Raw genomic sequence first — 12,580 nt, forward strand, 5'->3', positions numbered from 1 at the left:
GTTTTGAACTATCAGCTTATAGATGCCCGCAACAGTGGAAAAGCCCATTGCGAGGTGGGCTGGAATTGGCGGCCGGCCCCGCTCCCCGATTATGATTTATGGTGTGTGCTTGGCGGATCAGGGACGATGAAGCTGAACGGACTAACATACCCGATCCGCAAAGGAGCCTGCTTTCTCGTGCATCCCGGCGATACGCCGATAGCCGAGCAGAACCCGGACGACCGGTTAACCGTCATTTATATTCACTTCACCCTGCAGTATGACTCCGTACCTTCCTGCGAAGTGGCGCTTCTGCCTGAGCGTGTCGTATATCTGCAGGAAACCTATGAGCTGGAACGCCTTCTTCATCAGGTGCTGGACACGCGGTTCAAACAGGATGATTGGACGATGCAGGAATTCGACTGCCTGATGAAGCAGCTTCTCATCAAGCTGTACCGGGGACGCCGCCATAACTCGGAGGATATGAGCGCCACCCTGTCCAGAAAGCAGCGGCAGGCCGTCATTCAGGTTATGCGGCGCATTCAGGAGGACGGCTGGAAAGGCAGGCCCTATGAGGAGTTAGCGGCTCAGGTCGGCTTGACGCCAAGCTATCTGGCAAAGCTCTTCAAGCGTCATGCCGGCATGTCAATGAAGAAATATATGACACAAGCGCGTTTGGAGCGGGCTAGACATCTGCTCTCGGAGACAACGATGAATGTGTCGCAGGTCTCCGACGCGCTGGGATACTCATCCATTTTCCTATTCAGCAAGCAGTTCAAAAAGCAATTCGGTCAGCCTCCCTCAGCCTTCCAGCACGAAGGGATACAGGCGAAGCCTCATTAAACTGAGGCTTCCGCCACAATATCCGGTTAAGTACAAATCATGACGGACTCGCTCCATGTTCCGTTCCCCCTGTTGGAGGTATGATGAATGCAGAAGTAAGTTACTACCACCATCCGTAGGGGGGCTGCTTATGGAAGCGAACCAGAAAACCTTATACGCCTATCAGAATGAGGAGGAACTTCAGCTTGCCCATTCGATTGCCGCAAGCTTATACCGTTATGACCAGGTGGAGAACGATCGAATTCCGACACTGCACGATTTGACAGAGGAGCATGTGAAGCAGTTTTGGACACGGGGATATCTCGTGGTGGAGCAGGCGCTTTCCTCCGAGGAGGTGAATCGCTCCGCCGAAGCGATCATGGACATTCTCTCCGGTACGTCCACCGGCTCCAAGATCCAATTCGTCAAGCCTCGCAGTGAGCTGAAGACGCCCGAGGAGATCGAGCTGGCTGCCCGCAAAATCAGCGAGTTTGTCGATCACGAGCCGCGGCTTCGGGCGGTTGCCTACCAGCCGGATGTGATGGAGGCGCTGCGCAAGCTGTTCGGCGAAGAGGCTATCGTGGCGCAGGATCAGGCGATTCTGAAGCCGCCTGCCGGAGGAGCCGAGAAGCCGTGGCATCAAGATATGGCCTACGGACCCCTCGCTTACGACAAAGCCGTCATCGGCATGTGGTTCGCACTGGATCCGGCTGAGCTCGATAATGGCTGCATGCACGTGATTCCGTACTCGCACCGCGAGGGCGGAGCGCCGCATTACGCCGTTCGCGACTGGCAGCTATGTGACCGGGCTGTACAGGTGGAGCATGATATTGCCGTCCCGCTGAAGCCGGGCGGCGTGCTCATCTTTCATGGCCTCCTTCACCACGGGACACCGCCGAATTTCTCGGCCAAACGCCGCCGCTCGGTACAGATACATTACGCCCCGCAATCGGCAAACAAGCTAAGTCCGAAAGAGTATAAGCGTATGTTCACCAATGAGATGACAAACGCGGAGTGTTAATTCATCGATGGTTCAAACTCTGAATACCTCAATCAGATTGAAATCCGGGTCCCGAAAATATACGGAGAGGATCGGTCCGAGTGCCCCTTTACGCTGCACCGGACCGAGCTCAACCGGCACGCTGCTTGCTTCCAAATGAAGAAGCACCTGCTCCATCGGGGTTCGGTTATAAAACATACATCGGCTGATCCGGGTACGGGATTTGATGCCTTTGAATTGTTGTGTCCAAACGCAAAGTACGTTGTGACTCACTGGTATACATACTCCATTGCGGCAAACCTTCACCGTTCGGATCACCGGTTCTGGCGAAATTCGCCCATTAACCTGTCATTACAGTCGATAGGATGCGGTCGGGCTTCTTAGAATGATCTATCAGCAAAAGCCGTTATCCCTGGATCCACACACTGTTCAACACCGATTCGTTCTGCATCTTCAAGGGACAAGCTGCTATTCAAGGCGTTGATACCGCAACCGCTTTGCATAATGGCTATGCGGATCATTCCTCGGGTCATTCCCAACAGGTGGCGCAATGTATAGGATTCCTATGAAAATGACCGCACTAGGCTCCCTCCCCGTTACCCCTGAGATTAACCCACCTTCGACCTCCACAATCCCCAGTGCCATTCCATCGTGCCCCTTAACTGTGATTACTTGGTATGGTAATCATCATACCACACCACGCGAACGCGAGAACCAACCGCTCGAAGTTCGACCACGGGCACAGAATGGCGATTCCCTTTCCTTTCAGCTGTCCGTATTCGTTAGGGTTAGGCAAGAAATAGTCGAGATTATTCTTAAGAGAAGTCGACCTAGGAGCGGCGTGAATGCAAGTAGAAGTATACGATAAAAGAAAATCAAAGGAGAGTGAATATATTGAGAGAAAAGGAGCGCTGTTTGATTATTAATGCGGACGATTTCGGCATGTGCCACACAACCAACCAGGCGATAGCCTCATTGCTGAATCAAAGATGGATTACGTCGGCCAGCCTGATGATGAACTGTGCCTGGACGATCGAAGCGGTTGAAATTCTTCGGCAGCATCCGGAATGGGATGTAGGCATTCACCTAACTCATACGAGCCAATGGAAGCATTACAAATGGGGTCCCCTCAGTAAAGATTCGCACACGCTCGTTGACGAGAACGGTTATTTCCACTCCATTACACCGACAGTCGTGAAGGAAACGGACCCTGACCAGTTATACAGGGAAGCTGTTGCTCAGATGGAAATGGCACTTAAAATGGGAATCGATCCGACGAATATTGATAACCACATGGGCAGCATGGGTCACAGAATGGATATGCTGCTTGAGCTTTGCGAAACGTACCGCCTTCCGTTACGTTATCCGAAACGAACGCTCCCGTTATTCACAGATGCCGCTGATCACGAGCGGGTCGTGAAGGAAGCGGAAAAGAGAGGAGTTGTGCTTCCCGATGAGGTGAAGATGCTGCCCTTCTATCCTGACACCGGCGTAGAGCCGGTATACAGTGACACGAAAGAGGCTGCAAAGCAAATCATCCGCGATTTGAAACCGGGCGTCACCGAGTTAGTTCTCCATCCTTCCTTGGATACCGATGAACTGAAAGCTATTACGCCTACGTGGCCAGTCCGCCGCTTCGAATTTGATGTGTTTCTAGATGAGGAAATCAAGGCGTTATTGCAAGAGCAAGAAATCAAGCTGATCTATTGGAGGGATCTCAAGGAGTTGCAGCGTTCTTGATAGCAATAGGAGAAGTGAGCGCGGCAGCGCTCTTCGTCGATTTCTTAGCTTTATGCTTGTAGGAAAAGCCCGTCCTCGTCGAGGCGGGCTTTTCCTTACGATGGAAGATAAGATTTCTTACTTCTAATCCGGTGATCTTCATTACTCTTGTTAGAAAGGCTTAGGAATCGCATTCAGTTCTTTGTCAATGACTTTCAGCAGTTCCGGGGGTATTTGGTAAAAAACAAGCTGGGCCATCTTCTGAATGGACATAATATCCATTGATGATTCAAAGCGCGGGCCCTGAGTTACATGTTCAAAGTACTTAAGAAAGACTGCCTTGGCCGCTTCACTGTGGTACAAGTCTTCGATTGTGTCGTAGGTCGAATAGTAACCGTCCTTCAAATCGACGACTTCCGGATTCGATAAATCGAATTTATCGAACCAGTTCACCGCGTACACGTTATGTTCCTTCTTCGCATAGATGTACTCCGGATCCGCCTCCGTTACATAACTCAGCTGGATCTCATCGGTATAAACAGTTCCCTGCTCATCCATCCCCTCGACTTTTACCACATTGTCTCCTGGCGATAACGCGACGTCCTTTACAGTTTTTACCCTTGCATAGCTCTTCATATCCGCAAGAAGAACTTGATTCACATACACTCGGATATGATGCAGGTTCGTTAGGACCACGATGTCATTCTGTTCACGGTGTCGGTTTGCGAATCGCCGGCCGGCCAGGTGGACGAAGGGCTCCTTGGACCAATAGGCTTTATGAAGATAGAAGGCGTCCTTTTTGAGGGTACGGTCCATCGAAACCAGTCCCTTTTGATTGATGCCGACCACGCCGCCTTCATTGCGGATGGCGCTGCCGAAGTCAAACATATTCCATACATAACCGCCAATGACGAACGGTCGAGCTTCAATCGCATCAAGAGCATTCTGTTGAAACACAAGTTGGAATTCTTCCGTAAAGCCTTGATTGTCCGGCGAGTAGGTATGGAATTTAGGGTTCGTGTCCGCCCCATATTCGGATAAGATCAATGGCGTGTTCGGGTTGACCGCATGGAACGAATCAAACCGTTTCGCCATATCCGCCAACTCACCGTAATACCAACCGTAATACAAATTATAGCCGACGAGATCCGTATACGTATTGATGACGCTGTCGTCTTCCACCCCGTTGATGTTCGCTTGCGTGGTAAAACGGCTAGGGTCCAACCGTTTGGCCAACTCCACCAGCTTTTGTATTGATCGATGAGTGTGTTCGGTCTCTACGGCAATCGTGATTTCATTTTGTACGCCCCAGCAATAGATCGAGCAATGATTATAGCTTTGTTTAATCAGCTTTTCCAGCTGTTCGACGGCATTTTGGTTTTCCGGATCTTGGGTAGATGGTCTGCTAATAAACGGAATTTCGGCCCATACCAAGATTCCATTCCGGTCGCATAAGCTATAGAAATAGTCGTCATGCTGATAATGTGCGAGACGAACGCTATTTGCCCCGACCTCCCGAATCAAAGCCATATCCCGATCCATGTGCTCTCTCGTAATGGCATTGCCAACCCCCCCGAAATCCTGGTGGCGGCATACGCCGTTCAGCTTGACCGGCTTCCCGTTTAAGAGCAATCCCTTGTCAGTCGAGACCTCTATCGTTCTGAATCCGATCTCGATCTCACGTGAATCCCGAATTTGTCCGTCGATGGCGATGGTTACAGTCGCAGTATAGAGGTACGGCCGCTCGACTCCGTCCCACAGGATCGGATTTCCAATCTCGTTTCGAAAGCTGAATTTCGTTACGTCCTTTATGGTCAGCTGCGAGGCCGCCTCTAGAACGAGGGTTCCGTCTTGATCGTTGAGACGCAGCTGAACGGTCCCCTTGACTGGCGCAGTGGATTCGTTAATGACCTGACCTTCCACCGCCATTTCGAACGTTTGAGGTCCGATCTGGGCTTGCGTTATATAGACTCCGTCCCGTCCGTTATCCATAACATCGAAATGAACGTCTTCCATGACATGAAGCTTTACTTCCCTATACAAGCCACCGTAGAACGTAAAGTCGGCCATAATAGGAAATACGTCTTTGTGGAAGCGGTTATCTACCATAATGGAGATAAGATTGTCCCCGGCCTTGATATGAGGGGTCAGGGGTGCACGAAACATCGCATATCCGCACCGGCTTTCCCCAACCAGGTTGCCGTTGATATAAACAGCTCCGCTATTTCCGGCAGCCCCAATTTCGAGGTAAAAGCGTTTTGTTACCTCCTCGGGGGAGACCTTCAGTGTTTTCTGATACCAGCATTGCCCACGAAAATAACCTGCACTATAATCGGCGGCATTCCAAGTATGCGGCAGCGTGAGCGATTGCCCCTCTTGTATGAGCTCGCTCGCATAGATAGGGTCATGATTTCTGGTAAACGTCCAATTATCGTTGAATGGAATTGTAGATGTCATCCTGCTTCCCCCTTTTAATTATCATGAGTTTATTCGCGGCCTACTGACTGAGCGATGGAGCCCAGCACACGAGCACTTTCCTTCGGCTTCCTCTCCTGCGTCGCACGATCGACCGCGATGAGCCCGAACGTCATGCCGTACCCTGCCTGCCATTCGAAATTGTCGAAAGCAGTCCAATGCATGTACCCACGGACATCGATCCCCTCGTCGAGACACGATTGAAGCCCATACAATCCCCTGCGGATAAATTCGCTTCTCCGCTCGTCGTCATCCGTCGCGACTCCGTGCTCCGTGACAATGATCGGCATGGTCGGCAACGCCTTCGCCACTTTCCGAATCACATAACCTAGCGCTTCGGGATAATATTCATATTTCATCTGCGTCAGTTCGGCTCCCTCGGCGGGACGAAGCGCCCCCTCCGGCCCATACACTTCCCTCGAGTAATTTTGCAGCCCGAAGAAATCGTCGCCTTCCATCGCATCTACAAATTGCTCGAAGACCAGCTTCCACCTTGCCTCGGCTTCCGCTTCCCCGCCCGGAACGGATTGAATATCGGACAACGCCATCGACCAGCCGACCTGGGTTTGCGGCGAAATCCGCTTAATGGTTTCCCTCGCTTTCCGGTGCGCTTCCTTGAGCAATTCAATCTTCGCTTCATCCGAGATCATGTGGAATGTCACGTAGTTGTTCACGGTTGTACCGCATAAGCGGGCGGCGTCTACCCTCCACTCGGGCGCCGACCACGAGGCTACGTCGATGCCCACCGGAGGCACCATGCCGATCTTCGTGAAGATGCCGCGCAGCATCGTAGGAAGGTTGATCTCGTTGAAAGTTAGCGCGTAAGGAATGAGCGTTCCCAATTCGGTGAAGACGAATTCGCAATACCGGGCGAACCGCTCCGGGACGTCTGGGCTTACCCAGCCGCCGCAGCGCATCAGCCATTGCGGCGACGAGAAGTGATGTAGGCAGACGATCGGCACCAAGCCGTGCTCACGGCAAGCCAGGATCATTCCGCGGTAGTGCTCGATTGCCGAACGCGAATACAATCCGGGTGCCGGTTCGATCCGTGCCCACTCGATCGAGAAGCGGTATGCCTTCAACCCGAGACTGGCCATGAGTGCAATGTCTTCGCGGTACAGCCGATAGTGATCGATCGCGTCGCCGGATTTGTCAGCGTATGGGGAACCCTCCGCATGCTCCTCCGCCCAGAAATCGCTGTTTGTATTATTGCCTTCCACTTGATAAGCCGCCGTAGACGATCCGATCAGAAAGCCGTTAGGAAAAGAGTACGTCATTCATCAACACTCCCATAATTGTTTCACTGTGAGAAAGGAAGAACCGATCCATGAAACGATCGGCTCTTCAACAGTTTCAGATTTCCTTACTTTTGGGCCAGCCACGCATCCAGCTGCTTCTGCTTCTCGGCAATGATGGTGTCGATTCCGGCTGCTTTTAATTTTTTAACAAAATCCGGATGGACCTTCACTGGGTCTACGCTGCCCGTCTCTAGAGCTTTTCTGTACTGGTCCAATACGTTTTTGACCGCAACGACTTCCGTAGATACCGCCTCCGTGCTCGGCAGGAAGCCTGCCGCCGGAGACTTTTGGAAGGAAGCAGTAAATTTCGTGTACTCTTGGCGCAGCGCCGGGTCTTCGCCTTCCAGCACATATGTTAACATCCGATTACCAAACATGAATGGTTGATTCATACTGTACCCGCTGTCATTGATACGGGAAATCACCTCGCCGGACACTTTCTTGTAATGCTTGCCCTCAATACCGTAGTTAATCAAATTGATGATTTCTTTGTCTGTGTACAACAGATTGAGTAGTTCCATCGCCTTCTGCGAGTTTTTCACATTATTTCGGGGAATTGCCCACATGAGACCTAATTCCTCTTTCGTCGTAATCACCGGCTTTTGCAAATCAACTTTCACCAGCTGTCTGCCTGTGATAGAAGATAGCGAGTCTTGCAGAAATACACTATTGGATTGGAAGATCGAGAAGACTTCCCCATTCTTCATGAGATCGGGCGGTGCCGTCTTCGCATTCACCGCATCCTTCGGCAAGTAGCCGGCCTGGTACCAGCTTCTTGTCTTTTTCAGCGCTTCCACGTATTCAGGCATCTCGTACAGGTTCACGACCTTCATGTCTTTGGAATTCAGCGGCAGAACGCCCAAGCTGTCTACCAGCGGGTCGTAATTGAGCCAGTCAATAGCGTACGTCATCGGCATCTGGCCGTTTGGCGCAGCAACCCCTAGTAGATTTTCCTTCTGCTTCATGGTCTCGAACACCGCATCCAGGTCATTCGTCCCCTTGATCTTCGATACGTCGATGCCGTGCCTATCCAGCAAATCCTTCCTTAGCAGAATCCCTGTGCCCGCTTCGATGAAGTTATGCGTAGGTATCGCATAGATATGGCCTTTGATTTTCGCTGCTTTAAGTTTATCTCCCAGCACTACCGCGATATCCTTTCCTTCTTTCGTGAGCAGCTCATCAAGCTCCAGCAATTGATTTTTCGAAGCGTGCCGCTCGTAATCTTCAAAGCTGGTCACGAACAAATCCATATGCTCATTTCCCGCTAATATCAAGTTTCTTTGCTGAGCCCACTGGCTGACCGAGGTTCGGGACAGCTTCACCTTCGCGTTGATCTTTCTTAGCGTAATTTTGTTGATTTCCGCTTCTACCGAGCCGATATCCGCCGGAACCTCGCCCAATACCGGATACCCCAGTACGAGTTCGACCGGCTCGCCGGCCGCTAGCGACGACGAAGGCGTCTGCGCCTGCTGATTGCCCGTTCCCGCACCGGAACTGCAAGCGGATACCAATGCCATGGATACGGCCAAACCAGCACCCAAGAAAGCCCTTCCCATCTTCTTCATGCCTTAACCCCCCGCAATATTTGATCGTTGTACTGTATTCATCATACCGCCTCGCGCGTCTTCCGACCGCCCGAACTTCGACCACGGGGCAACACAATCTCGACTTTTTACCGTTTCAGCTGCCTATATTCGTTCGGATTGTTTCCGTATTGCTTCTTGAACGATTTCGCAAAATGCGACGTGTTGGCGTATCCCACGTTGAGCGCGATCTTCGTCACCGGCATGTCCGTCTTCGTCAGCATTTCCTCCGCTGCGCGCATCCGTTCGTTCAACAGAAACTCCGTCATGGACTGTCCCGTTTCTTTCTTAAATATGCGATTTAAATAATCCGGGTGAAGAAAGAACGAGCTCGCAATCGTTTCGCGGTTGATATCCTCATGCAACTGCTTTACAATGTAGGCCTTGACCTTACCGACGACCGATTCAGCCTTCTCAATCTCCTCCGCATAACCCAGCGCTTTGTCGACCAAGTGAATGGCCCATTCTCTCAATTGCATCACCGAGTCGGCCGAGCGATTGGAAAGCTCTACCGATACGTGATCCTGAAACAGGCTGTGCGCCTGAATCCCCTTCTCGGCAAGTAAGGCATAAACGATTTGGATAAAATCTTGATAAAACTGATGGAGCGTCAGCTCCTTCAATCCGGGAACGGTCTGCAGCTGCTTCAGAAATTGGTTCAGCTCCTTCAGCAGCCGATCCTTCGAACCTTCTTGCAGCATGATCAGCCAGAGCTTCATATCCGGCCATGGTACCGTGCCGCCATCTACTTGCGGCTTTTCATCCAAAAACAATACCTGATTCTCACTTGCAACGTTATTGCGCATCAGCATCTCCAAGCGAGAATGCGCTTCGGGCAGTTCGTGAACAGTCGTAGGCTCTCCCACATAGAGGGAGAGGTCGCAATAGAAGAATTTCCTACAGTTCTCGATGTACATCTGAAGCGTCCTCTTCATTCTGACTTTATCGACCGTAATGTGTGCCAGCATCGCAACGAGACAGTGGCGCTCAGGAGCAATGATGCCGTGCATTTCCCCGATGTCGACGCTTATCTCTTGGAATGCGTTGAATAGAGCATATTCCATTAACTTTTCGTCCCGAGGGGTCAGCTCCTTATGCCACCTACGAACCTGAATCCTCACCGGCATCACGGCCAGGTCAGCCGGAAGACGGATATTGCGTTCGAGCGCCGCCGTTCGGACGGCCTCCGGGGAAGACGAAATCGTTCGGCTGATGATATCCATCCAGAACCACTCAATAAATAAAGGATGATGCTTAACCCACGATTCGCTAAGGCGCTTCAGCTCATGTTCGGCCTTCCATTGCTCGATCGCCTTACGTATGGCCGCTTCGAGCTCGTCCGGCGGAGTTGGCTTCAGCAGATAGTCCAGGCTGCCCAGCCTGATCGCTTCCTTCGCGTAGCGGAAATCGGCATGGCAGGTCAGGAAGAGGGAAACCGTCGATGGATGATGCTCCCGCACCCATGCGAGCAGCTCCAATCCGCTCTCCTTCGGCATCTCGATATCGCAAAGCATAATTCCGATCCGATGCTCCGCGAATCGATCCTTCGCCTGCTTAACGCTGTTCGCATCATATACATGTTCGATACCCAGCTTGCTCCAATCGATCGCATTCATCACACTGCGAATGGCAAGAGGTTCGTCATCTACAATGATAAGATTCATGGGGGTTTCCTCCGATCCTTTAGGTCAATGAACTCACATAGAACGGCAGCCGAATCACGACTTTTGCACCGTGAGGTGAACGGTTGGAGTATTGGATACGCGACCGCTCTCCATACAAAAGCCTGAGACGATGCCAAGCATTCCAAGCGCCGATATGTTCACCCTGTTCATCCACAATCCGCTCCCCCGCGTTTAACAACGGGAGAAGCCGTTCTTCGAAGCCATCGCCTTCGTCCTCTATCGTAATCACCATGGCGGGATCATCATCCGCATTGTCCAAGTGGACCGTGACGTCCAATGCCAAGGGATGATCCACGGAAGAGGCATACTTGAGGGAATTTTCTACGAAGGTTTGAATGATCAGCGGCGGAACCATCGCCTGATACAGCGATTCGGAAGCCTGAATTCGGCAAACGAACTGCTGCTGAAACCTAAGCTCGTGGATGGCCAAATAGTTTCGGACATGCTCCAGCTCTTCCTTGAGCGGCACGAACGTTAGATTGCTTCCAAACATATATCTGAAATGCTTTACGAGGCGAAGCGTCATGTCTTTGATCAGTTCATAATCCTTGTCGAGCGCCAGGCTATATATCAAGTTTAGGGTGTTCATGAAGAAATGCGGATTGATCTGTAGCTGCAGATGCTGCAGCTCGGCCTTTTGCTTACTCAGCTGCTCCTCGTACACAGATATTTTCAAATCTCGGATTTGCTCGATCATGTTGTTAAAGCTGTGATTGACGGTGGCAAATTCGTCTGATGTCTTGAACGGCTCGATGCGCGTCTCCAGGCTCCCGACCCCGATCCGGTTCATCGCGTAGACGATCCGGTTCAGCGGAACGAGCACCAATCGCCGTAAATATAAAAAATACAGTGGGATTAGCAGGATGCCAATCAGGGCAATGCCGATCACAATGCGATTGAGATACGGCAGCTTCTGAAGCACCGCCTCCTTCGCTACGACAGCGGCCAGACCGAATTCGCCCTTCGTCGAGGTTTCGGCAATGGCATAGTACTCGTCTTCCGGTCCCGTGGTATAGGCAGGCTCCTGAAGCTGATGCAGCTGTAGCTGGTGTGACGCCACGTAGCCCCTGTTCGTCAACGGTGTTCCGTCTTCCGCAATAAACAGCGAGCTGCCGTTATCCCCGAAGTCAATGAGAGAGAGCGGCTTCTGCAGCGAATTCAGGTTCACCCATGCCCCAAGCCACAGCCGACCCGCCGGCTGTAGCCGGAACAGATAATAGTCATTGCCTATGTTTCTGACGAACCACTGGATCGGAACGCTGCCCTTCTCGAAGGACGCAAACAGTTTCGTTTGAATGTAGTTGTTGAGCAAGGTATATTCTCTGCTTCCCACCCCTATCAACGTCGCTGCGATGGTTTCCCATTCCTGTGAGTAAACAAAGATGGAATTGACCGCGGTGGAGTACATTAAAGCGTCATTATCCAGCTTGTTAATGATTCTCATCTTGGCGAGTACAAATTCTTCTTCGCTGCGCGCTTGGTTCAGGACATGAATATCATACTCGGAGGAGGTCAAGTTCAGCAGATATTGATCTACGCCGTTCAGTCCCGCATCGATCTGCTTCATATACAGGGACATGATACTCTTATTGGAACTGGCGACTTGGGTATGAACGACGTGCACAGCGTAGTAGTTGTAATAAAATAACAGTCCCTTAACGCCAGCTTGGTCCGAATGGAGTTGTTTAGCACCCAAATTCGACTGAGCCATTTCATAGAGAGAGATCCACCACCTACGAAAGGACCGCCCGAAAGGCGGTCCTAGTATTGTAAACATATTATACATCATCGACGGGGGTTATAATAATCGGCCAGTTCTTGGTCAAGCGCTTAATTTCATGGCGAAAACGGCTCCTTTCTTCTGATCGATGTCAGGAATGTATTTGCGCACGGTCTCGGCAATGCGCTCATCCACCAGAAATTCGCGCAAAACGCTGTACGAGTAGTAATGCGGTAGATAGGAGACAGTCAGTGCGTGTAAGGATTGGCATATCCACTTCAACGTCTCCTGTCTTCTGT

General features: G+C 51.3%; 10 protein-coding genes. 3 read left to right on the top strand and 7 right to left on the bottom strand.

The window, feature by feature from the left end:
- Positions 1 to 3 precede the first annotated feature (3 nt).
- Both RAC89_RS27370 and RAC89_RS27375 read left to right on the top strand, forming a co-directional pair.
- Complete coding sequence (locus tag RAC89_RS27370; RefSeq protein ID WP_306616886.1) at positions 4 to 822, top strand: AraC family transcriptional regulator; 819 nt, start codon at positions 4 to 6, stop codon at positions 820 to 822.
- A gap of 130 nt (positions 823 to 952) precedes the next feature.
- The gene (locus RAC89_RS27375) at positions 953 to 1,822 is read left to right on the top strand and encodes a phytanoyl-CoA dioxygenase family protein (protein WP_306616887.1); all 870 of its coding nucleotides are present in this window, start codon (positions 953 to 955) and stop codon (positions 1,820 to 1,822) included.
- A gap of 12 nt (positions 1,823 to 1,834) precedes the next feature.
- Here the strand turns inward: RAC89_RS27375 and RAC89_RS27380 are convergent, their stop codons facing one another.
- Positions 1,835 to 2,074 (bottom strand): VOC family protein, encoded by a 240-nt coding sequence (locus RAC89_RS27380; protein WP_306616888.1) that lies wholly within the window; start codon positions 2,072 to 2,074, stop codon positions 1,835 to 1,837.
- A gap of 621 nt (positions 2,075 to 2,695) precedes the next feature.
- On the opposite strand from RAC89_RS27380, the gene RAC89_RS27385 reads away from it, so the two are divergent.
- Positions 2,696 to 3,541, top strand: a complete 846-nt coding sequence (locus RAC89_RS27385; RefSeq protein ID WP_306616889.1) for a polysaccharide deacetylase family protein — start codon at positions 2,696 to 2,698, stop codon at positions 3,539 to 3,541.
- Positions 3,542 to 3,691: 150 nt separating this feature from the next.
- Here RAC89_RS27385 and RAC89_RS27390 read toward each other — a convergent pair whose 3' ends face one another.
- The 6 genes from RAC89_RS27390 to RAC89_RS27415 all read right to left on the bottom strand — a co-directional run bounded on the left by RAC89_RS27390 (position 3,692) and on the right by RAC89_RS27415 (position 12,563).
- Entirely contained in the window at positions 3,692 to 5,977 is a 2,286-nt protein-coding gene (locus RAC89_RS27390; RefSeq protein WP_306616890.1) for a glycoside hydrolase family 2 protein, read from the bottom strand.
- Positions 5,978 to 6,006: 29 nt separating this feature from the next.
- Positions 6,007 to 7,272, bottom strand: coding sequence for a glycoside hydrolase family 1 protein (locus tag RAC89_RS27395; protein WP_306616891.1), 1,266 nt, complete (start codon positions 7,270 to 7,272; stop codon positions 6,007 to 6,009).
- 86 nt (positions 7,273 to 7,358) lie between these two features.
- Positions 7,359 to 8,858, bottom strand: a complete 1,500-nt coding sequence (locus RAC89_RS27400) for an ABC transporter substrate-binding protein (RefSeq protein WP_306616892.1) — start codon at positions 8,856 to 8,858, stop codon at positions 7,359 to 7,361.
- 107 nt (positions 8,859 to 8,965) lie between these two features.
- The gene (locus RAC89_RS27405) at positions 8,966 to 10,540 is read right to left on the bottom strand and encodes a response regulator transcription factor (protein ID WP_306616893.1); all 1,575 of its coding nucleotides are present in this window, start codon (positions 10,538 to 10,540) and stop codon (positions 8,966 to 8,968) included.
- Between the two features lie 19 nt (positions 10,541 to 10,559).
- Positions 10,560 to 12,272: a sensor histidine kinase gene (locus tag RAC89_RS27410; RefSeq protein ID WP_306616894.1), complete on the bottom strand. Its 1,713-nt coding sequence runs from the start codon at positions 12,270 to 12,272 to the stop codon at positions 10,560 to 10,562.
- A 111-nt stretch (positions 12,273 to 12,383) separates the two neighbouring features.
- Positions 12,384 to 12,563, bottom strand: coding sequence for a hypothetical protein (locus tag RAC89_RS27415; RefSeq protein WP_306616895.1), 180 nt, complete (start codon positions 12,561 to 12,563; stop codon positions 12,384 to 12,386).
- Positions 12,564 to 12,580: the final 17 nt, after the last annotated feature.

It is taken from the genome of Paenibacillus sp. GD4, assembly GCF_030846225.1.
In the GTDB taxonomy this organism is placed as follows: domain Bacteria; phylum Bacillota; class Bacilli; order Paenibacillales; family NBRC-103111; genus Paenibacillus_G; species Paenibacillus_G silviterrae.